At 52.9% G+C, this 21,289-nt stretch carries 17 protein-coding genes and 3 tRNA genes; 8 read left to right on the forward strand and 12 right to left on the reverse strand.

Features of this window, described 5'->3' with window-relative positions; genetic code table 11:
* Nucleotides 1–2: 2 nt before the first annotated feature.
* A complete protein-coding gene (locus tag GE278_02925) occupies nt 3–785 on the reverse strand; it encodes a DUF4154 domain-containing protein (protein QLK59803.1) in 783 nt (260 codons plus the stop codon).
* A 393-nt stretch (nt 786–1,178) separates the two neighbouring features.
* Here GE278_02925 and GE278_02930 point away from each other — a divergent pair, with 393 nt between their 5' ends.
* From GE278_02930 to GE278_02945, 4 genes are all read left to right on the forward strand, one after another.
* Complete coding sequence (locus GE278_02930; protein ID QLK59804.1) at nt 1,179–2,462, forward strand: HAAAP family serine/threonine permease; 1,284 nt, start codon at nt 1,179–1,181, stop codon at nt 2,460–2,462.
* Nucleotides 2,463–2,566: 104 nt separating this feature from the next.
* Nucleotides 2,567–3,934, forward strand: a complete 1,368-nt coding sequence (locus GE278_02935) for an L-serine ammonia-lyase (protein ID QLK59805.1) — start codon at nt 2,567–2,569, stop codon at nt 3,932–3,934.
* A 144-nt stretch (nt 3,935–4,078) separates the two neighbouring features.
* Nucleotides 4,079–5,731 carry a DAK2 domain-containing protein gene (locus GE278_02940; protein ID QLK59806.1) on the forward strand — a complete coding sequence of 551 codons (1,653 nt, stop codon included), beginning with the start codon at nt 4,079–4,081 and terminating at the stop codon, nt 5,729–5,731.
* Nucleotides 5,732–5,908: 177 nt separating this feature from the next.
* The gene (locus GE278_02945) at nt 5,909–8,128 is read left to right on the forward strand and encodes a YgiQ family radical SAM protein (GenBank protein QLK59807.1); all 2,220 of its coding nucleotides are present in this window, start codon (nt 5,909–5,911) and stop codon (nt 8,126–8,128) included.
* Here GE278_02945 and rhaM read toward each other — a convergent pair.
* The 5 genes from rhaM to rhaB all read right to left on the reverse strand — a co-directional run bounded on the left by rhaM (nt 8,103) and on the right by rhaB (nt 13,371).
* Nucleotides 8,103–8,417 carry an L-rhamnose mutarotase gene (rhaM, locus tag GE278_02950; GenBank protein ID QLK59808.1) on the reverse strand — a complete coding sequence of 105 codons (315 nt, stop codon included), beginning with the start codon at nt 8,415–8,417 and terminating at the stop codon, nt 8,103–8,105. The genes GE278_02945 and rhaM overlap by 26 nt on opposite strands.
* A 54-nt stretch (nt 8,418–8,471) precedes the next feature.
* Nucleotides 8,472–9,620: a lactaldehyde reductase gene (fucO, locus tag GE278_02955; GenBank protein ID QLK59809.1), complete on the reverse strand. Its 1,149-nt coding sequence runs from the start codon at nt 9,618–9,620 to the stop codon at nt 8,472–8,474.
* 134 nt (nt 9,621–9,754) lie between these two features.
* Nucleotides 9,755–10,579, reverse strand: coding sequence for a rhamnulose-1-phosphate aldolase (rhaD, locus tag GE278_02960; GenBank protein ID QLK59810.1), 825 nt, complete (start codon nt 10,577–10,579; stop codon nt 9,755–9,757).
* Nucleotides 10,580–10,633: 54 nt separating this feature from the next.
* Nucleotides 10,634–11,890, reverse strand: coding sequence for an L-rhamnose isomerase (locus GE278_02965; GenBank protein QLK59811.1), 1,257 nt, complete (start codon nt 11,888–11,890; stop codon nt 10,634–10,636).
* Entirely contained in the window at nt 11,887–13,371 is a 1,485-nt protein-coding gene (rhaB, locus tag GE278_02970; protein QLK59812.1) for a rhamnulokinase, read from the reverse strand. The genes GE278_02965 and rhaB overlap by 4 nt, the downstream gene beginning before the upstream one ends.
* A gap of 344 nt (nt 13,372–13,715) precedes the next feature.
* On the opposite strand from rhaB, the gene GE278_02975 reads away from it, so the two are divergent.
* Nucleotides 13,716–14,543, forward strand: coding sequence for an HTH-type transcriptional activator RhaS (locus GE278_02975; GenBank protein QLK59813.1), 828 nt, complete (start codon nt 13,716–13,718; stop codon nt 14,541–14,543).
* A gap of 82 nt (nt 14,544–14,625) precedes the next feature.
* Nucleotides 14,626–15,471: an HTH-type transcriptional activator RhaR gene (gene rhaR / locus GE278_02980; protein ID QLK59814.1), complete on the forward strand. Its 846-nt coding sequence runs from the start codon at nt 14,626–14,628 to the stop codon at nt 15,469–15,471.
* A gap of 236 nt (nt 15,472–15,707) precedes the next feature.
* Here the strand turns inward: rhaR and GE278_02985 are convergent, their stop codons facing one another.
* A complete protein-coding gene (locus GE278_02985; GenBank protein ID QLK59815.1) occupies nt 15,708–16,802 on the reverse strand; it encodes a diguanylate cyclase in 1,095 nt (364 codons plus the stop codon).
* A gap of 280 nt (nt 16,803–17,082) precedes the next feature.
* Here GE278_02985 and GE278_02990 point away from each other — a divergent pair, with 280 nt between their 5' ends.
* A complete protein-coding gene (locus GE278_02990; protein QLK59816.1) occupies nt 17,083–17,364 on the forward strand; it encodes a DUF1435 family protein in 282 nt (93 codons plus the stop codon).
* 146 nt (nt 17,365–17,510) lie between these two features.
* Here GE278_02990 and GE278_02995 read toward each other — a convergent pair.
* From GE278_02995 to GE278_03010, 4 genes are all read right to left on the reverse strand, one after another.
* Nucleotides 17,511–17,597, reverse strand: a tRNA-Leu gene (locus GE278_02995).
* A gap of 40 nt (nt 17,598–17,637) precedes the next feature.
* Nucleotides 17,638–17,723: transfer RNA gene (locus tag GE278_03000), tRNA-Leu, on the reverse strand.
* A gap of 36 nt (nt 17,724–17,759) precedes the next feature.
* Nucleotides 17,760–17,845, reverse strand: a tRNA-Leu gene (locus GE278_03005).
* 194 nt (nt 17,846–18,039) lie between these two features.
* Nucleotides 18,040–18,978, reverse strand: coding sequence for a LysR family transcriptional regulator (locus GE278_03010; GenBank protein QLK59817.1), 939 nt, complete (start codon nt 18,976–18,978; stop codon nt 18,040–18,042).
* Between the two features lie 124 nt (nt 18,979–19,102).
* Between GE278_03010 and GE278_03015 the strand changes: the two genes are divergently transcribed.
* On the forward strand, nt 19,103–20,095 hold the full coding sequence (locus GE278_03015; GenBank protein QLK59818.1) for an aldo/keto reductase: 993 nt from the start codon (nt 19,103–19,105) through the stop codon (nt 20,093–20,095).
* Between the two features lie 42 nt (nt 20,096–20,137).
* Here GE278_03015 and rsmC read toward each other — a convergent pair whose 3' ends face one another.
* The gene (rsmC, locus tag GE278_03020; GenBank protein QLK59819.1) at nt 20,138–21,184 is read right to left on the reverse strand and encodes a 16S rRNA (guanine(1207)-N(2))-methyltransferase RsmC; all 1,047 of its coding nucleotides are present in this window, start codon (nt 21,182–21,184) and stop codon (nt 20,138–20,140) included.
* Nucleotides 21,185–21,289 lie beyond the last annotated feature (105 nt).

Below are 21,289 nucleotides of genomic sequence, written 5' to 3' on the forward strand. Positions count from 1 at the left end.
GGTCACTCCTTTTCCCTGGCAAGTTGTAATACGGCAGGATTTACCCGCACGCCGCTGCGTGACAGCGTATCCAGATTTAATTTGAATCCGGTGTGTTGGGCGGTGATCACCAGACAAAATGCATTGAGCAATGCGCAGGCGTCATCCTGTTCTCCAATAGTCAGCACCGCATGGCCGTCCAGCCGCTGATGTAAATCGGCCTGCTGCTCCGGCGTGGTGTAACCGGAATAAATGGCATCACACTGCGTCGCCAGCATCGGGCTGTCGAAAGGGTAAGTCATCACGTTGAGCGGTCTGCCCGAGAAAGCACTACCATCGGGCGTGAGCTGCGCAGCATATTTCACTGGCGGGATGATACACAGCCGTAGCGCGGTGGAAGTGGCTTCACCGGTCGGCCAGCGGGAATAGCTGAGGATGCCGTTGACGGTCTGAGCAACGCTTGCACTCAGCGACGCATCATCGTTAGTTTGCGCGGCACTTTGGGTCAGAGGTGCTACCAGCAAAAGCGCAAGCATGGCAAAGCCGTACGCAGCCCGGAATAATGAGCGGGTGTGCGTCTTCACTGACAGGCAAAAAGAATGTCGGGCTTTTCCCATTGGCACGCTCTGCGTTTCATCCGTTTGAAATTGTTTCACCGGTGTAAGAATAACTTTATCGGCAATAGTTCTGAAAGCGTCAGTAAAAAATTTTTCCCCTTGCCGCAGTACAGGATTGTGGCGTTTTGTTGACACGGATTCAGGCTGTGTGCGGGACACTGAAGAAGTATTAATGTAATAAGAGCCCATGCTGTTGGTTTATTGAGCAATAAATGTGGGTGCGGAAGTGGATAAAAAAACCAACCTGTTTGTATTTCAACCGTTAATTAAATAATAATCACGGGGATAACAATTTATTACGAAAGAATAATGTTACCGGTCTCTCTTTTTCATGAAATTAAATTAGTGAAAATGTTAATGGATTGGAATTTAAAGGAATATTAAGCGGCTATTTTAGGATATTCGTGACCATGATCTCAATCTCAGGCGGTTACCCAGATTTTTATGCTGCGGATAGGTATCATGCCCGCATTAATGGTATGTTTTATCCGTCAGGATGGTTTTTATGATGACGGGTGCAGTGAAAAAAACATCAACCATTCTGGGGAAACGAAATATTTTATAATTAAGTAATGAGGGATTATGGATAACACAACAATCGGAACGCTGTCTAAACAGTCAGTAAGTTCCTGGCGTAAAACTGATACCATGTGGATGTTAGGCCTGTACGGAACAGCAATTGGTGCTGGTGTTCTTTTCTTACCTATTAATGCCGGTATTGGCGGGTTGATTCCGTTAATTATTATGTCAATCCTCGCATTCCCAATGACGTTTTTTGCTCACCGTGGATTAACCCGATTTGTTTTATCAGGTAAAAATGCCGGTGAAGATATTACTGAAGTCGTAGAAGAGCATTTTGGTATTTCCGCCGGTAAGTTAATTACGCTGCTTTATTTTTTCGCCATTTATCCGATTCTTCTGGTGTATAGCGTCGCAATTACTAACACCGTTGAGAGCTTTATTACTCACCAGATGCATATGACTGCGCCACCTCGCGCCATTCTTTCTCTGGTGCTGTTGTTAGGCTTAATGACGCTGGTGCATTTCGGTCAGGATCTGATCGTCAAAGCGATGAGTATTTTGGTCTTCCCGTTCGTTGCCGTATTAATGGCGCTGGCGCTGTACCTGATCCCAAACTGGAACACAACGGTCTTCGAAAATGTCTCCCTGTCCGGTAACGGCGTCGGGCACGGCATGCTGATGACCCTGTGGCTGGTTATTCCGGTGATGGTTTTCTCCTTCAACCACTCGCCAATTATCTCTTCTTTCGCGGTCGCGAAACGCAAAGAGTACGGCGAAGACGCTGAGAAAAAATGCTCACGCATTCTGGCATTTAGCCACATCATGATGGTGCTGACGGTGATGTTCTTCGTCTTCAGCTGCGTCCTGAGCCTGTCTCCGGCGGACCTGATGGAAGCCAAAGCGCAGAACGTTTCTATTCTGTCTTATTTAGCTAACCATTTCTCTAACCCGGTAATTGAATATATCGCACCGTTTATTGCTTTCATTGCGATTACGAAATCTTTCCTCGGTCATTATCTTGGCGCGCGTGAAGGTTTCAACGGCATGGTGATTAAATCACTGCGCAGCAAAGGGAAAACTATTCCATTACCTAAGCTGAACCGTTATACCGGTATCTTCATGTTAGTAACGGCCTGGGCGGTTGCTACTCTGAATCCAAGTATTCTGGGTATGATTGAAACCCTCGGTGGTCCGATTATTGCGATGTTATTATTCCTGATGCCTATGTATGCCATTCGCAAAGTACCGGCGATGAAAAAATACAGCGGCCACATCAGTAATGTCTTCGTGGTAATTATGGGTCTGATTGCTATGTCAGCGATTGTATTCAGCCTGATCGGTTAATTAATAAAGTATATTAATACAGTGAGCGAAAATAATTCGCTCACTGCTTTCTGCTACCTGTTTCTTATTCTTTCCCGTCATCCTATTCAGACATGGAGTCCACCGTGATCAGCGTCTTCGATATTTTCAAAATTGGTATTGGTCCTTCCAGTTCGCATACTGTTGGCCCGATGAAAGCCGGGAAAATATTTACTGATGAACTTATTTCTTTAGGTCATCTCGCTCAGACCACCCGCGTGGTGGTAGACGTTTACGGGTCTTTATCGTTGACCGGTAAAGGTCACCATACCGATCTGGCCATCATCATGGGGCTGGCCGGCAATATGCCGGATGACGTTGATATCGATGCGATCCCGGCGTTTATCCGTCAGGTAGAAACTACCGGGCGTCTGATGCTTGGCAAGGGCGCAAAAGAGGTGGATTTCCCGGCCGGTTCAGGCATGAATTTCCATAGCAGCAATCTGCCGCTGCACGAAAACGGCATGTCTATCAGCGCTTTTAACGGCGAAGAACTGCTGTACACGCAAACCTATTATTCCATTGGCGGCGGCTTTATCGTCGAAGCCAGTAAATTCGGCCTTCAGGATGAAAATCCGGTAGTTCGCCCGTACCCGTTCCAGTCTGCCAGTGATTTGCAAAAACATTGCATTGATACCGGCCTCTCGCTCTCGGCGCTGATGCTGCAAAACGAACTGGCGAGCCATTCCCGTGCAGAAATCAGCGATCACTTTGCGGCAATCTGGAACGTGATGAGCGAAGGCATTACGCGCGGCATTCACACCGAAGGGTTGCTGCCCGGACCGATGAAAATCAACCGCCGCGCCGCCGCGCTGCGCCGCATTCTGGTGACGCAGGATAAAAACAACGTCGATCCGATGGGCGTCGTGGACTGGATCAACATGTACGCGATGGCAGTGAACGAAGAAAATGCCGCGGGTGGCCGCGTGGTTACCGCACCCACCAACGGCGCATGCGGGATTATTCCTGCGGTGCTGACCTACTACGATCAGTTTATCCGCCCGATAAGCCCTGATTCATACAGCCGCTTCTTCCTCGCCTCCGGCGCGGTCGGCATTTTGTTTAAAATGAACGCCTCGATTTCCGGCGCAGAAGTCGGTTGTCAGGGCGAAGTCGGCGTCGCCTGTTCGATGGCGGCGGCGGGCCTGACCGAACTGCTGGGCGGCAGCACCGCGCAGGTGTTTATGGCAGCAGAAATCGCCATGGAACATCACCTCGGGCTGACCTGTGATCCGCTGGCCGGACAGGTTCAGGTGCCGTGCATCGAACGCAATGCTATCTCTGCCGTGAAAGCGGTGAACGCCTCGCGCATGGCACTGCGCCGCACCAGCGAACCGCGCGTGTGCCTCGATAAAGTCATCGAAACCATGTATGAAACCGGCAAGGATATGAACTCCAAGTATCGCGAAACCTCTACAGGTGGCCTGGCAATTAAAGTCCTCGCCTGTAACTGATTCTTTCCTCTTCATTTCCGAAAAGGCGGGAAACCGCCTTTCTCGTCTCCTTCCCGATTTTTCTCCTGTGCTATGTTTTGGTTATCAAAAAATTTATGTAGTCCCTCAAAACACCTGGAAAACAGTTAAAAGGAAACGTCCGGCATGTCTAAATTTTTCATGAATGACCGCAAGACTCTGATTAACGATGTTATCGAAGGGGTGATCCTGACCTCTCCTTACAAAAATCTGGCGAAGCTGGACGTCGATCCTGCTATCCGTGTTGTGGTGCGCCGCGACTGGGATAAGAAAAAGGTCGCGTTGATCTCCGGCGGCGGTTCGGGCCATGAACCAGCGCACGTTGGATTCGTCGGCAAAGGAATGCTCACCGCCGCGGTCTGCGGCGAAGTGTTTGCCTCGCCGAGCGTCGATGCGGTGCTGAACGCGATTGTGGCGGTGACTGGCAAAGCTGGCTGTCTGCTAATCGTCAAAAACTACACCGGTGACCGTCTGAACTTCGGGCTGGCGGCGGAGAAAGCCAAAGGTATGGGGTACGACGTCGAACTGGTGATGGTTTCCGACGACATCTCCCTGCCGGACAACAAACAGCCGCGCGGTATCGCTGGTACGGTGCTGGTGCACAAAATTGCCGGCTATGCCGCCGAGCAGGGGAAATCCCTGAAAGATGTCACCAAAATCGCGCAGCAGGCGATTGATGCCACGGCCAGCATGGGCGTAGCGATGGCCGGTTGCAGCCTGCCGGGCGGCGGTGAAGATGAAGAAGAACAGCGTATCGAATCAGGCCACGTCGAGCTGGGTCTGGGTATTCACGGCGAGCCGGGCGTCTCGAAGATGAAAACCCAGAACAGCAAAAAAGTGGTGGATACGCTGGTTGAAAAGCTTCAGGCACATGTGAAGAAATCCGATAAACTGGCGGTGCTGATCAACAACCTCGGGGGCGTATCTCCGCTGGAGATGAGCCAACTGACCAAAGAAGTGGTGCATTCGGCGCTGGGCGGTTCGATTCGTTATCTGATAGGTCCCGCATCGCTGGTCAGTGCGCTGGATATGAAAGGTTTCTCGCTGTCGGTGATTGCGCTCAAAGGCGGTATTGAAGAAGCGTTGCTGGCAGAGGTCGAAGTGTCCGGCTGGCAGCCGCTGGTCAAACTGGAAAAACTGGCGACGAAGAAAGGCAAGAAAATCAGCGAGAAGAAAACTGCCAAAGCCTCTTCTAATGCGCAAGTGAGTAAAATTGTCGAGACCATTACCCAGACACTTTCCGATCTGGAAGATGAGCTGAACAAACTCGATGCTAAAGTCGGCGACGGCGACACCGGTTCGACCTTTGCCACCGGCGCGCGCGATATTCAGAAACAGAACAAAGCCAAAAAACTGCCGCTGAACAACGTTGCGGATCTTCTGGGCGTGGTCGGCGATCGTCTTGCGGTAGTGATGGGAGGATCGAGCGGCGTGCTGATGTCGATCTTCTTTACCGCCGCCGGTAAGAAATTCGAAGAAGGTGAAAAACTGCCGAAAGCGTTGCTGTTTGGCCTTGAGCGCATGAAACATTACGGTGGTGCAGTTCTCGGCGATCGCACGATGATCGACGCGCTGCAACCGGCTCTGGAAGCGCTGGGCAAAAAAGATGCCCTGAAAAGTGCGGCCAAAGCAGCGGCCAAAGGCGCGAAAGACACGGCCAGCATGAAGAAAGCCAATGCCGGACGTTCGTCATACCTCAGCAGTGACAGTCTGAAAGGCGTGAAAGATCCGGGCGCCGTGGCGGTCGAAAAAGTCTTCGAGGCACTGGCGAAAAAATAGTGTCCGCGTGACAGTGCTTTGGTAATAAAACAAAAGGCCTGCGGGGAAACCGGCAGGCCTTTTTTGTACATGTCGCAGAATTGATCTAAAACAGTTTTAGGTCATTTGCTCGCCCACCACTGAGGCCATACCCGTATAATTTGCGGCCAATTATTTGCCGCCGAACGAAGACCTTTTATGCCAATCAGCCTGATCCAACCCGATCGCACCCTGTTTTCTTACCCGCGTTACTGGGCCGAATGCTTCGGTACTGCGCCGTTTTTCCCGATGAGTCGGGAGGAGATGGATCAGCTCGGCTGGGACAGTTGTGACGTGATCGTGGTGACCGGCGATGCGTACGTCGATCATCCGAGTTTCGGGATGGCGATCGTTGGCCGCATGCTGGAAGCACAGGGTTTTCGCGTGGGGATCATCGCGCAGCCGGACTGGAGCAGCAAAGACGATTTCATGCGTCTGGGGAAACCGAATTTGTTCTACGGCGTGACCGCAGGAAACATGGATTCGATGATCAACCGCTACACTGCTGACCGCAAATTGCGCCACGACGATGCCTATACGCCAGACAACGTCGGCGGTAAGCGGCCGGATCGCGCCACGCTGGTTTATACGCAGCGCTGCAAAGAGGCGTTCAGCGATGTGCCGGTGCTGCTTGGCGGTATCGAAGCCAGTCTGCGCCGCATAGCACATTACGATTACTGGTCAGATACCGTCCGCCGCTCGGTGTTAGTGGATTCCAAAGCCGACATGCTGATTTACGGCAACGGCGAGCGCCCGCTGGTGGAAGTCGCGCACCGTCTGGCGGCAGGCGAAGCCATTACCGATATTCACGACGTGCGTAATACCGCCGTGATGCGTAAAACGGCGCTGGTTGGCTGGAGCGGGGTGGATTCCACGCGGCTGGATAAACCGGGCCGCATCGAACCTATCATGAATCCTTACGGTGAAGATTTGCCGTGTTCGGAGGGTGAATTGCCCGCACCGGACGCGCCTCAGCCGGTGACCGTGCGTGCGCCGAAACCGAAGCCATGGGAGAAAACTTACGTACTGCTGCCGTCATTTGAAAAAGTGAAGGCCGACAAAGTGCTCTACGCGCACACCTCGCGCATTCTGCATCACGAAACTAATCCGGGCTGTGCACGGGCATTGATGCAAAAACACGGCGATCGTTATGTGTGGATCAACCCGCCGGCGATCCCTTTATCCACCGAAGAGATGGACGATGTGTTTGCGCTGCCGTTTCAGCGCGTGCCACATCCGTCTTACGGCAAGGCGACCATTCCGGCTTATGACATGATCCGTTTTTCGATCAATATCATGCGCGGCTGCTACGGCGGTTGTTCGTTCTGCTCGATCACCGAGCACGAAGGGCGGATCATTCAGAGCCGGTCCGAAGAGTCGATCGTCCGTGAAATTGAAGAGATCCGCGACAATGTGCCGGGATTTACCGGTGTGATTTCCGATCTCGGCGGGCCGACCGCCAACATGTATATGCTGCGCTGCCAGTCGCCGAAAGCCGAGCAAAGCTGCCGCCGCGCCTCCTGTGTGTATCCTGAAATTTGTACGCACATGGACACCAACCATGAGCCGACCATCAATCTTTATCGCCGTACCCGCAGCCTGAAAGGCATCAAGAAAATCCTGATCGCATCGGGCGTACGTTACGATCTGGCGGTGGAGGATCCGCGATATATCAAAGAGCTGGCTGAACATCACGTAGGCGGATATCTGAAGATCGCGCCGGAGCATACTGAAACCGGGCCGCTGTCGAAGATGATGAAACCGGGCATGGGCAGCTACTACCGCTTCAAAGAGCTGTTCGACAGCTATTCGAAACAGGCGGGTAAAGAGCAGTACCTGATCCCGTATTTTATTTCGGCGCATCCGGGCACGCGCACCGAAGATATGATCAATCTGGCGCTGTGGCTGAAACAGAACCGCTTCCGTCTGGATCAGGTACAGAACTTCTATCCGTCTCCGCTCGCCAGCGCGACCACCATGTATTACAGCGGCAAAAATCCGCTCAATAAAGTGGATTACAAAAGCGAAGATGTGGTGGTGCCGAAGGGCGATCGTCAGCGCCGGTTGCACAAGGCGCTGCTGCGTTATCACGATCCGGTGAACTGGCCGGTGATCCGCGAAGCGCTGACGGCGATGGGAATGCGCCGTCTGATCGGCGTTCGCCCGGATTGTCTGGTGCCGCCGGACGGTTTTGATCCGCGCTTTGCCCCGCCGCGTTCGGGGATCGCACGGCCTGCGGCCACGCGCTTTACGGCGTCCAAAGCGCAGAATCCGGGAACGGGAAAAGGTAAAGCTGGGGAGTCACGCACGGGAAAAAAACCGGCCGCGCAGGGAAAAGGGGCCAATCGCAGCGTTAATCGAGGTAAAAGACCGGTTTAAGATCGCTGCTTATTGGGCTGTTATCGGCATTGGCAGGCATCACGTCTGCCATATGCTTCCACCACTGCTGGCAGATATCCGTTTTCGCCACTGCATCCCATCTTTCTTCTGATTCTATTTCGACATAACCAAACAGCAGATTACGTTTTTCATCGAGAAAAATACTGTAATGATGCGCGCCGTGGGCTTTCAGGGTTTCCGCCAGTTCAGGCCAGATAGGCGAATGCCGACGCTGGTATTCAGCATGCGCATTCGGGTTGATCTGCATAACAAAGGATTTACGGATCATATTTGCTCCTGGTTGGACAACTCCTCCCCCTGGCAGGGGGAGGAGCTAAATAAATCACATCGCTTTCAAATATAGCTCACGTACTTCTTCCCGCGTTGGTGTTCTCGGATTGCACGGCAGACACGGGTCGGCCAGCGCTTTATCGAGCCAGTTTTCGATATCCGCTTCCACAATGCCCAGCTCCCTGAAACCACAAGGGATCCCCACGCGTTTCGATAATGCACGGATAGCCTCGAGCGCCGCGATGCTGGCCTGCGTTTCGCTGATACTTTGCGTATGCACGCCCATTACGCGGGCAATATCGGCAAAACGATGCGGTGCAGAGGCGCGGTTAAACTCTTCCACAACCGGCAGCAAAATGGCATTACAGACGCCGTGCGGTAAATTGTGCGTCGCGCCTGGCTGATGCGCCATCGCGTGAACTAATCCCAGACCGGCGCTGTTGAATGCCATGCCCGCCAGATATTGACCCTGCGCCATTTTTTCGCGTGCTTCGATGTCATCACCGTGATCAACCGCTTTCGGTAGCCATTGCGTAATGGTCGAAATCGCCGCCAGCGCCGTCGGATCGGTCAGCGGATGGGCGCCGACAGAGACATACGCTTCGATGGCATGCGTTAACGCATCCATACCTGTTGCGGCTGTCACGTCAGCCGGGATCTTGAGCATAATCGACGGATCGTCCACCGCGATATCCGGGATCAGACTGGCGTCGATGATGACTTCTTTCACCTGACGCTGGGTGTCGATAATCACCGCATTGCTGGTGAGCTCGGCGGCTGTCCCAGCGGTGGTATTGATCGCCACCAGAAAGACGCCCGGTTTGCTGACTTTGCCGACGCCGGAATAGCGCGTGACCGGCCCAGGATTAGCGGTAAGAATTTTGATGCCTTTCGCGGTATCAATTGGGCTGCCGCCGCCAAAGGCGATCAGGTAATCACAGTGATTTTCGCGAAACAGGCGGAAGCCTTCATCGACAATTTCTGAGGTTGGGTTGGGAACGACGCCGCCGTAGAGCGCGTAAGGTAATCCGGCATTTTTGAGTGCAGAGAATAAGCCATCGAGCAAACCGAGTTCGACTAACTGACCGTCAGTGACGATCAGCGCTTTGCCGTGATCTTGGGTCGCCAGCATCGCCACCGTATCGTCGATTGCGCCCTGGCCGTGAAGGCTGATTTTAGGAAGTGCCAACATAAAACTCATAAAAATCCCTCTGTGAGTAAATAGAACGGATGTTCTGTGTGGCGCTGCTCGCGGGTCTTTGCCCGTTCTTGCGACGGGGAACATCCTCTGTTCCCCGTGCAGGATTTATATTTTCCGAAGCAGCATCCGCCGGATCAGGCTTTTAATGCCGCCTCGAAAGGCGTGACCTCAAAACGTTTGCCGAGGGCAATCAGTTCGTCGGTCTGGATGGTTTGTTTCATGCCGCCCATAGAAATCACCTTCACCAGAATCTCCGCAGATTTTTCGGCGGTATCGATCAGGCCAAAGGCATCGTCAAGCGTCGGGCCGCAGCCGAAGATGCCGTGGAACGCCCACAGCACCAGACTGTGATGCTGCATCTGATCAGAGGTCGCCGCGCCGATGCCGTCGGTGCCCGGCACCATCCACGGTACGATACCGACGCCGTCCGGGAACACCACCAGACATTCGGTGCTGCATTCCCACAGCTTGCGGGTGATTTTGGCGCTGTCGAGTTCCAGCACGTAGGTTAGCGCGATCAGGTTGGTAGCGTGGCAGTGCATGATGACGCGATCCTGGCCCTGAGTGACACGTTTACGCACCGCGTGAGATTGCAGGTGCGACGCCAGTTCCGACGTCGGTAAACCGCCTGCGGTCAGCCCCCACAGGATGTTGTAGCTGGCGCCTTTATCATCGAGCTGGATCACGGTCAGGGCTTCGGAAGGGGCGAGCTGCACGTTGCGGAAGAACTTACCGGAGCCGGTGACGATAAAATATTCGTTTGCCAGATCCGGCGCGTGCTGCGTCAGTTCAACGCGGCGCGGCTGGGCAGAAAAATCATTTTTGTAAGGCGCCACGTCTTCCGGCAACAGACGCATGCTGACGTTTCCGCCGTTGCGTTCATCCCAGCCTTTGAGCCACATATCGGTGGTCGCTTTGACCATGCCTTGTACAAACCACGAGCTAAATAATGTTTTCATCTGAACTTTCCTGCAAATAAGGTGAATGCTTTCGGCGGTGCGATAAGGCATGGATCAGCGTTTTGACAGCACGCTGGTTTCATAATGGCGGACGGCATCCAGCCATTGACTGCCGACCGGCACGTCGTGGCGCTGGCAGTACATGTCCCAGACCGCCTGCCACGGCAGCGATTTTTGTTCTTCCAGAAGTGCCAGACGCGCGGTGTAATCGCCTTCCACTTCCAGTTTTTTCAGTAAATCGGTCGGTTCCAGCAGAGCTTTGAGCAGTGCTTTTTTCATGTTGCGCGTGCCGATCACCCAGGCGGCGATGCGGTTGATCGAGGCATCGAAGAAATCCAGCCCGATGTGAACACGGTCGAACAGGTTATGACGCACGATTTCGCTGGCGATGGCTTGCGTTTCGTCGTCGAGCAGCACCACATGATCGCTGTCCCAGCGCACCGGACGGCTGACGTGCAGCAGCAGACGCGGCACATACAGCATCGCGGCAGAAATTTTGTCGGAGATGACTTCGGTCGGATGGAAATGGCCTGCATCGAGGCACAGCGCGGTGCCACGGCTGGCAGCATAGCCAAGATAGAATTCGTTGGAGCCAACGGTGTAGCTTTCCGAACCGATGCCGAACAGCTTACTTTCGACGGCGTCGATGTGTTCGCTGAGATCAAACTTCTCGGCAATCACTTCATCCAGCGCACTCATCAGGCGCTGGCGTGGAGCCAGACGGTCGACGGTGACGTCTTTCATACCGTCCGGCACCCAGATGTTCATCACCGAGGGCGTGCCCAGCGCGCGGCCAAACGAGGCGGAGACGCGGCGGCTGGCCTGACAATGTTCAATCCAGAACTGACGGACTTGCGGATTGGCGCTCGACAGCGTAAAGCCGTCTGCGCTCATCGGGTGAGAGAAGCAGGAAGGATTGAAGTCCAGTCCAAGTTTGTTCTTCTTCGCCCAGTCGACCCAACCGGTAAAATGCTTTGGTTCGATTTCATTGCGCGCAATGGGTTTGTCTGATTCGAGATAAATAGCGTGGAGGTTCAGTCGGTTAGGACCAGGGATCATGGAGATCGCCAGTTCTAAATCGGCGCGCAGCTGCTGCGCGTTTCGCGCTTTGCCGGGATAATTGCCGGTAGCCTGGATCCCACCGGTCAGACCACCTTCAGGGTTCTCAAATCCCGCGACGTCATCCCCCTGCCAGCAATGAATGGAAACCGGCAGAGTATCGAGTTGTTTGATTGCGGCTTCGGCATCAATGCCCAGCTGCGCAAAGCGTTCTTTAGCAAGCGTCCATGCGTTATCGATTGATGAAGTCATACGGCGAGCTCCTCATTGACGTGACAAAGCGCCTCAAAACGGCGCCAGTGAATAGCGAAATCCGCGTGAATACGGGGAAGATAATGGTGTTGCTCGAAGTTTGTGGCGACGATGCGGCGAAATTCAGCAGTGTCTTTGACCGCGCTAAGCGCCATCAGCTGGCAGCCGATATTGCCGAGTGTGGAGGCTTCCACCGGCCCGGCGCTGACATTGACCTGACAGACATCGGCGCACAGCTGATTAAGAAACTGGTTCTGGCTGCCGCCGCCGACAATGTGGATGTCTTCCAGCGGCGCGCCCTGCAAATCCGCCAGCTGCAGCGCAATTTTGCGATACAGCATGGCGAGGCTGTCGAAAATACAGCGCGCCAGTTCGGCGGGTGATTCTGGTACCGCTTCACCCGCCTGCTGACAGGCTTCGCGAATGGCGCTGACCATCGACGGCGGATTAATAAAGCGGTTTTCGTTTGGATTAATGAGATAGGTAAAGGGCGGGACGTTTTTTGCCAGCGTGATGAGCGAAGGTAAATCCTGAATATTCAGTTCGCGGCAGATGCGCTGAAAAAGCCACAGTCCCATGATGTTACGCAGCACGCGAAAACTGTCGTTGATGCCGCCTTCATTGGTGATGTTGTCATGTAGCGCATCTTCGTGATTGAACGCTTTCGGGCTTTCGATACCCATCAGTGACCAGGTGCCGGAGCTGAGATAGGCGCTGTGCGAACTGGTGAGCGGTGCCGCGACAACGGCGCTGGCAGTGTCATGTGTGGCGACACTGAAAACTGGCACGCTGCGCCCGCGCGGGCTGTGCCAGAGGCCGGGAGAATTGCCAGGCTGAGTAGGTTTTTGCAGCCAGCGGCGTGGTACGCCCGCCAGTTTCAACAGGTCTTCATCCCAGTCGCCGGTGGTAATATTGAGCATTTGCGTGGTGCTGGCGTTGGTGTATTCCCAGTTGAGCTGGCCGGTGAGACGGAAGAGAAAATAGTCCGGGATCATCAGCAGATGTGCGGCTTTGCTCGTGATTTCAGGCTGTTGTTCGGTCAGCGCCCGCAGCTGATACAGTGTATTAAACGGCATAAACTGGATGCCGGTTTTCTGGTAAATCGCGTGGCGGCCAATTTGCTTTTCCATCCGCGCCATTACGCCTTCAGTGCGGTTGTCGCGATACGCTACGGCCGGACCTACCCGCTGACCCTGTTTATCGATCAACACGAAATCCACGCCCCAGGTATCGATGCCGATGCCGTCGAGCTGAATGCCGGAAGCGTCGAGACGGTTTAATCCCTCCAGAATATGCTTCTCGAGATCATCCAGATCCCACGTATCCTTACCGTCAGTGCGCGTCAGGTTATTCGGGAAACGGTGAATTTCTTTCAGCGTCAGCGTTGCCGCTGAGTCAGGGGCCTGGCGGGTAAACGTGGCCAGCATGACGCGGCCACTGGAAGCGCCGAGATCAATAGCGGCAAGATGGTGGGTTCTCATAGCAGCCATTCCTTATTGAATATGCTGCTCAGTCTAGGGGAGGCGTTTCGGGCTCACCTTCCGGTGATTGCCACGGGTTTTGGCGGGATGGCAGCATTAAAAAGGTAGATGCGAGGCAGATCACACTTCAGCTCAAAGCCTTGCCGGACAAGGCGATGAAAACGTCGGGTAACGCGCAGGCGGCCTTTGTGATCGTTGCCGCAGATCCGCATCACAGTAGAGGGAATCTTGAAAAAATGACCGTTTATGACGTTTTTAACGCCGTGGTTTGAAGGTAAGAACGCCGGGCGCAGGGTAGGGTTATTTCCTAACGTATGATGAATTTCCCTAACCGGAGGCTATAAATGACATTACTGAAGGGTGATGATTATTTTGCGGCACCTGAGCTGACCGTCACGGTCGAGCGACGTCTCCCGCAAAGCGTATTCCCGGAGCACTACCATGATTTCCACGAGATTATGCTGGTGGAAAGTGGCTCAGGCGTGCACATCTTTAATGACAATCCCTATACCCTGACCGCCGGCACCGTCTGCTTTGTGCGTGCCAGCGATCACCACTTGTTTGAAAACGTGGAGAATCTGCGCCTTACCAACGTGTTGTTCCGCTCACCTAAAGCTTTCCGGTTTATCCAGGATATCGGCCATTTTCTGCCACAGGAGCACCATTATCAGTCGCAAATTCACTGGCAGCTCAGCCCGCATGTTATGGCGCAGGTGCTTGAGTGCATCGCGCAACTGGAAGCACTACCAGACAGCATTGAGGTGGAGCATATCGCCACGCGCGAAAGTCTGTTTTTACAGCTGCTGATCCTGCTGTATCAGGACTGTTTCCAGCCACAATTGCGAGACACCTCTGAAAACAAGGTCAATCAACTGTTGCAATGGCTCCAGTCACATTACAGTGAAGAAGTTAACTGGACTGAGGCCGCCGACCGTTTTTCTCTGGCGCTGCGCACCCTGCACCGGCAGATGAAGCATTATACCGGCCTGACACCGCAGCGGTACCTGAACCGTCTTCGCCTGCTTGAAGCGCGCCGCCGTTTACACCACAGCGATCAAAGTATTACCGATATCGCCTATGCCTGCGGATTCAGTGACAGTAACCACTTTTCGACGCAGTTCCGTCGGGAGTTCTCGGTGTCGCCAAAACTCATGCGTGACCAGTTACGTTAAGCGGCACCTCTCGCGGCTCACGTTAATGCGTGCCTGAGCCGTCTCGTTTATTTTGTTGTCAAACGGGTTTGAGATTGCTGCTATGCCGCTGAAATTGAATAAAAATGACTTCTTTCTGACTGAGATGAACTCTGTGGTGGTGGCAGAACGCCATCCGCAGGCGGATTTCCCCCGTCACGACCATGATTTCGACGAACTGGTGATCGTCTGGCGCGGTAACGGTGTACATATCTGGAATGACATCCCTTATCCCATTACCTGCGGCGACCTGTTTTATATCAACGCCAAAGACCGTCACAGCTATGAATCCGTCAATATGCTGGCGCTGGATAACGTACTGTATTGCCGCGAACGCTTCCGGCTGGCAGCGGATTGGGCGCAACTGCTGCCCGGCGAAAATACTCCGCAGGGTCAGCGCTACTGGCGACTGAGTACGCTCGGGATGTCGGTGTTGCGGGATAAAGTTGATGAGCTGGCGAAAGAGTGCATGAAATCGGAGCCGCTGTCGGTGCTGCTGAGCGAAGCCCTGCTGATGCAGCTTTCACTTTTGCTACTGCGCTTTCGCCATCAGCCTGACAGCGGCGTACTGCCTGATGCCCATCAGCTGGATTTATTGCTGATGGCACTGCGGGCGGGGATCGCCGAGCCTTTTCATCTGGAGACGTTCTGTCGCCAGCATCAGCTTAACCCTCGTGCTTTAAGGGCGTTGTTCAAGCAGCATACCGGCATGAGCGTGACGCACTACCTGCGGCAGTTGCGGATTTGCCGGGCGATGAGTTTACTTCGATACGGCAATATGACGATCAGTGATGTTGCGGCGCAGTGTGGCTTCGATGACAGTAATTACTTCTCGGTGGTATTTAACCGCGCCTGTGGCGTGTCGCCGCGCGATTACCGACAGCGTTTTAGTCGTCAGCAGCATTTTTAATGTAATAGGAATATCTTTATAAGACGTTATTTGTGGCGGGTTATGGGGGATGAAAAAAGTGACTTCTGCCAGTGACATTAAACGGGATGCTTATCTCAAAGCTTCCCATTTCCACTGTGGTTTGAATGGTTATGCATGAAATGTGAATATCTTCCCGGCGATCATAAATATGAATTAGAAAAATTTCAAAGAAATAACATTAATAACAACGAATGCATTGTTATCAATGTTAATGTTTAGGCCAATTTTTCTTCGCTCAATGTTTGTGGTTTTTCCGTTGTTTCCCACGCATAGAATATTTTATTACGGCCACTGTTTTTGGCGTTATACAGCGAGACATCGGCCTGACCTAATGCATGAATAAAGTTACCGTCCTCAAGCGCGGCCAGCCCGGCACTTACCGTGACATGCGTGGAAACTTCGGCATTAAAAAGATGCGGGATATTCAGCCCCAGCACTTTATTCTGAATACGTTCGGCCATTCGCACGGCGTGTTCCTGTTTTACGTTGGACATCAGCACCAGAAACTCCTCACCGCCGTAGCGCACGACGACATCCCGTGACCGAACGGCGTCGCGGATAGCCGTTGACACCCGCACCAGCGCCTGATCGCCCATACTGTGGCCGTAGTTGTCGTTATAGGCTTTGAAGTGGTCGATATCGAGCAGCATCACGTAATGACCTGAGGCCTGACTGAACAGCGTCTCCAGCTTGTTTTGCAGACCGCGCCGGTTGTACAGTCCGGTGAGCGGATCCAGCATGCTAAGATCGCTAAATTTTTCCCGTTCACTGTAGAGATTCGCCAGCATCCTGCGGGTAAATTCATCACTGCGGCGCAGCATCAGGTGGTGCAACCACAGGCCAATCAGCGGCAGCGATACAGTGAATAAAATGCGGCCAACGTGCTGAAAATCATCCAAAAATACAACGCACAGTGTCGCTGGTATTGCATGGAGGCAAAAAGCGAGGAAATTATCTGACAGGGCAATCGCGCTGATAAAGAAAATACTGAGCAAACTGACCAGGAGATAGTTTTTATCGACTTCGCCAATTTCCTGAAACCGTAATGCGATGAGCCATGCCCAAAATAATCCGACAATTATCGAGCACACATTCAGATGAGCCGAGTAATTTTTCTTTGAGAAAAAAGAGAATACTAATCCGGCACAACAAAGAACAAAAATAATCACCAGCGGAGCAGGAATAGACGTCGCTTTCTCCGGAGGATAAACCATAGAAAATAGCGCTGTGGCACTATTTAAAAAAAAGAATAACAACATAGCCAGTCGATGTTTGCTTTTTAGCAACTCATCATAGGAATGAGATATCATCAAATTTACTCTATTTTTCGTGTGTCATTGGTCTGAAAAGATAAAAAATCTAATCGTCCTATGCCGCTATTAATTTCCTGCTGGCAGGCTAATGGTTTTTATGCGTAATTATTAGATTTGTATAAATATTGTATGCAACAAATATTTTTATGACGGTCTTAAAATTAGCACTTTTATCTGTAAGTGTCACCTCAACGAGGTAGCAGGCCGCAAATAGGTGGTAAATGAGAAAAAATCCTATATGATATTGGTTCTCATTATCATTGTTTGGAGCAGGGTTATGATACCGGCGATTGTCATGGCGTGTGGGATCTGGGCGGTTGTGTGGGTGCTGGGTAAGCGTCTGACCAGCGGCTGGGGCGTGCTGTTGCCTTGTGCACTGATGCCGTTACTGGCGATGGCGCACATGACGCTCGATCAGCTGCGCGTGCTGGTGGTGATAGCGATGCTGGTCACGCTGGGTATGCTTTTCCACCGTACGTTGCGCCACTACATGCTTTTGCCTTCTTTTATGGCGCTGGCAGGCGGTCTGGCCGCTGTGACTTTGAATTTTAGTCTATAGTGAAGTGAGAAAAACAATAAGTGATTGTTATTGAAAAGGAACGAGCGCAATGAAAAACAGAAAACACAGTAAAGCAGCAGGGATTTTTTACTTTTTGAAAACGAGAGAGTTGATGCAGGAAGGGAAAGCGGAAGAACAGATTCATGTGGTGCGAAGAGAGGGACTTGAACCCTCACGTCCGTAAGAACACTAACACCTGAAGCTAGCGCGTCTACCAATTCCGCCACCTTCGCACAGATGAATTCTGCTTACTGCTGATTTATATCACCGGTTTGGTGCGAAGGGAGGGACTCGAACCCTCACATCCAAAGGACACTAACACCTGAAGCTAGCGCGTCTACCAATTCCGCCACCATCGCTTACCGTGCCGTGCAATATAAATCTCGTGATTGTATTGGTGCGAAGGGAGGGACTCGAACCCTCACATCCAAAGGACACTAACACCTGAAGCTAGCGCGTCTACCAATTCCGCCACCATCGCGTTCCAATTGATTACTGTGTTGATCCATTCATCGGAATGTCATCAGCAAGTAACACAACCACGGGGGCGAATTCTAGAGATTTTCCTACAGGCGTCAACAGTTATTTCCCCCATTCCGGACGTTTGACGTAAAAAACATCATATCCATGGTCAATGGGTCTGCGGGTGATATTATCGCCAGGTTAATTGATGATTTATTCAACAATTTTTCCATTAAGCTTCTTTTGCTCCCCTGCACAATCCTGCGCCGAGAATAGTGCGATCAGCCAGTCCAGCAGCACGCGGATTCGGGGTGCCAGAAAGCGACCCGGCGGATACATGACGTACAGCGGCATCGGCGGCTGCAGGATCTCCGGCAGCACTTCAATCAGCGTGCCCTGTACCAGTTCCTGCGCAATCGCCATCTTTGACACCTGAATCAGCCCAAAGCCTGCTTTCGCGGCCGCAACGTAGGCATCGGCACCGCTGACGGTCAGGGGGCTGTGGAGATGAATTTTTTCTGTTCCGCTGTCCGTGACAAATTCCAGATGCGTTTCTGGGCGCTGGTGGGCGAAAAAGTAGCCGACAGCATGATGCGAGTCGAGATCGGCAAGCGTAAGCGGTATGCCGAACTGCGTCAGATACGCCGGAGACGCGCAGGTAATCTGCACTAAGTCGGTCAGATGGCGGGACTGCAAATTATCGTCTTCCGATGGCCAGGCGCGCACTACGCAGTCTACACCCTGATCCAGCAGATTGATGGCGTTGTCGTTGGCACTGAGGATAAGGTTTATCTGCGGGTAGCGGTGATAAAACCCTTTCAGAGCCGGGATCACTCGTTCGCGCGCCACCGAGTGCGGCATATCAATGCGCACGGTGCCTGCGGGCTGATTTTTATGGTGGGCGAACAGCGTATCGGTTTCTTCCAGCGCCGCCAGTAATTGCAGGCAGCGCTGATAATAAATTTTTCCTTCGTCGGTAATTTTCACCTGACGGGTGGTGCGCAAAAACAGGCGTACCCCCAGTCTCTGCTCCAGCCGCTTCAGTGTGGTACTGACCGTGGCGCGAGGCAGAACCAGATCTTCAGCCGCGCGGCTAAAACTTTCCAGCTCGGCGATGCGCACAAAGATTTTCATTGCCAGAACCTGATCCATGTCGTCTCCGGGATTGTTCGCTAATAATGAATAGTCTTGCACGTTTTCGCTTATTTATCTTTCCCGGCACAACAACCACACTTCATTGCGTTACTTCCCCTATTCATGTCAGAAGGAAAGTCAGATGAAACAACGTCAGCTTGGAAAGAATGGTCCGATGGTTTCTGCACTCGGTTTAGGCTGCATGGGCATGAGCGATTTTTACACCACCGGTCTGGATGAGAATGAGTCGCTGGCGACGCTGGAACGCGCGCTGGAGCTGGGTGTAACGATGCTCGATACCGCCGACGTGTATGGCCCGCACACCAACGAGGAGTTGCTTGGACGTTTTCTCAAAGGGCGTCGCGATAAAGTCTTCTTAGCCACCAAATTCGGTATTGTGCGCGATCCGGCAAATCCTCACGCTCGCGGCACAAACGGCCACCCGGATTATGTCCGCCAGTCCGTCGAAGGCAGCCTGAAGCGTCTGGGCACTGACGTTATCGATCTTTATTATCAGCATCGGCCGGATCCGACTGTGCCGGTGGAAGACACGGTCGGCGCGCTGGCGGATCTGGTGCGAGAAGGCAAGATCCGTTACATCGGGCTGAGTGAAGTGTCAGTGAGCACGCTGGAGCGGGCGAATAAAGTTCATCCGATCACGGCGCTGCAAACCGAATATTCACTGTGGTCGCGCGATGTGGAAGCTGAGATCCTTCCTGCATGCGAACGTCTCGGCATTGGTTTTGTGCCTTACAGCCCGCTTGGCCGCGGTTTCCTGACCGGACAAATCCGTTCGATTGATGATCTTGATGCGGATGATTACCGACTCGCGAGCCCGCGTTTTCAGGGGGATAACTTTGCGAAAAATTTGCAACTGGCAGAGAAAATCGGAGAGCTGGCGCAGGAAAAAGGGGTGAAACCGTCGCAGCTGGCGCTGGCGTGGGTGTTGTCGCGCAGTGAGAACATGGTGCCGATCCCTGGCACCAAACGTCGTCATTATCTTGAGGAAAACATCGCCGCGCTTGATGTCTCCCTGAGTGAAGCCGAAATCGCGGCGATCGAAGCAGTCTTTCCTTTCCGCGTGGCAGCAGGGGATCGCTACAACACAGAAATGATGCGCATCCTCAGTGTCTGATCAACGTGCCCGTTTCATCACTACAGGCACGTGAACGGCTGATTAACGTCTTTTCTTTTTCGTATCACGCGGCGCGCGACCACGAACGGCTTTGTACACTTTAAAGCGGCCATTCTGTGCCAGCACTTCGTGGCTGCCAAACGCGTCATCGAGTAGTGCAGCGTATGGCAGGAAGGCGTTAGCCACAATGCGCAGTTCGCCGCCGATGTTCAGATGGCTGATTGCGCCACGGATCAGCTGTTCGGACGCATGCAGGCTGGTTTGCAGGCCTTCATGGAACGGCGGATTAGAGATGATCATATCGAAACGGCCATCAATGTCGGAATAGACGTTACTGGCAATCACTTCGCCGACCAGCTCATTGGCGGCAAGCGTGGCGCGGCTGGCTTCGATAGCGGCTGCGCTCACATCACTGAGCGTAATTTTCATCTTCGGTGAGTACGTCGCCAGCACCGATGCCAGAACGCCGGAACCGCAGGCGATATCTAGCACTTTGCCTTTGACTGGCTCTTCAAACGTATTGATCAGCAACAGGCTGCCGCTGTCCAGACCTTCACGGCTGAATACGCCAGGCAGGGTTTTGATGGTCACTTCCTCGACCATGTATTCATCCCACCAGCCATCAGCATTAAACTCAGGCTGCTTTTCCAGACGGCCATGATACAAACCGCAGCGACGTGCGCTGTCGATTTTGCTGACTTCACAAATGCCTTCCAGCGTGGTTTCCGCACTGCGGACGCCGCTGCGGTTTTCGCCGATAACAAAAACGTCGATCCCAACCGGCATCTGCGAGAGCAGATTGAACAGCTGGAATTTGGCTTCAAGCTTGCTCTTCGGCCAGTAATAAATCAGTACATCGCAAGGAGCGATAAGCTCAGCGTCGGCAAGTAAACCGAACTGCACGTTGTCGCCCAGGGTTTTGCTGAGCATTTGCCAGTGGTGATACATGTTGGTGTGGACGCGGACTTCTTCGGCGTCAATTTCAGCAGGCAGGCTGTCTTGCAGGTCGCCGGCGAACAGGACGCGGCGGCCTTCGAATTCTTCGCTATGGCGCAGTATGACTTCACTGGCCGGAGTTAATGCAGACATCAGGATAAGGCTCCTCAGGGTTTGGCTGGCGATTATAGAGGTTTATTGGCGCATGTTCGATGTGTTTGCTAGCATAGCCGGGCTTTTTAGCTATTCAACGGGCAG

This window comes from Enterobacteriaceae bacterium Kacie_13 (assembly GCA_013457415.1).
Classification (GTDB): domain Bacteria; phylum Pseudomonadota; class Gammaproteobacteria; order Enterobacterales; family Enterobacteriaceae; genus Rahnella.

Bases quoted from the DNA above. Each gene is read 5' to 3' on its own strand.
- GE278_02990 (QLK59816.1), top strand. From the start codon at position 17,083: ATGATACCGGCGATTGTCATGGCGTGTGGGATCTGGGCGGTTGTGTGG.
- GE278_03015 (QLK59818.1), top strand. From the start codon at position 19,103: ATGAAACAACGTCAGCTTGGAAAGAATGGTCCGATGGTTTCTGCACTC.
- GE278_02925 (QLK59803.1), bottom strand. From the start codon at position 785: ATGGGCTCTTATTACATTAATACTTCTTCAGTGTCCCGCACACAGCCT.
- fucO (QLK59809.1), bottom strand. From the start codon at position 9,620: ATGAGTTTTATGTTGGCACTTCCTAAAATCAGCCTTCACGGCCAGGGC.
- GE278_02975 (QLK59813.1), top strand. From the start codon at position 13,716: ATGACATTACTGAAGGGTGATGATTATTTTGCGGCACCTGAGCTGACC.
- GE278_02965 (QLK59811.1), bottom strand. From the start codon at position 11,890: ATGACTTCATCAATCGATAACGCATGGACGCTTGCTAAAGAACGCTTT.
- rhaM (QLK59808.1), bottom strand. From the start codon at position 8,417: ATGATCCGTAAATCCTTTGTTATGCAGATCAACCCGAATGCGCATGCT.
- GE278_02945 (QLK59807.1), top strand. From the start codon at position 5,909: ATGCCAATCAGCCTGATCCAACCCGATCGCACCCTGTTTTCTTACCCG.
- rhaB (QLK59812.1), bottom strand. From the start codon at position 13,371: ATGAGAACCCACCATCTTGCCGCTATTGATCTCGGCGCTTCCAGTGGC.
- GE278_03010 (QLK59817.1), bottom strand. From the start codon at position 18,978: ATGGATCAGGTTCTGGCAATGAAAATCTTTGTGCGCATCGCCGAGCTG.
- GE278_02930 (QLK59804.1), top strand. From the start codon at position 1,179: ATGGATAACACAACAATCGGAACGCTGTCTAAACAGTCAGTAAGTTCC.
- rhaR (QLK59814.1), top strand. From the start codon at position 14,626: ATGCCGCTGAAATTGAATAAAAATGACTTCTTTCTGACTGAGATGAAC.
- rhaD (QLK59810.1), bottom strand. From the start codon at position 10,579: ATGAAAACATTATTTAGCTCGTGGTTTGTACAAGGCATGGTCAAAGCG.
- rsmC (QLK59819.1), bottom strand. From the start codon at position 21,184: ATGTCTGCATTAACTCCGGCCAGTGAAGTCATACTGCGCCATAGCGAA.
- GE278_02985 (QLK59815.1), bottom strand. From the start codon at position 16,802: ATGATATCTCATTCCTATGATGAGTTGCTAAAAAGCAAACATCGACTG.
- GE278_02940 (QLK59806.1), top strand. From the start codon at position 4,079: ATGTCTAAATTTTTCATGAATGACCGCAAGACTCTGATTAACGATGTT.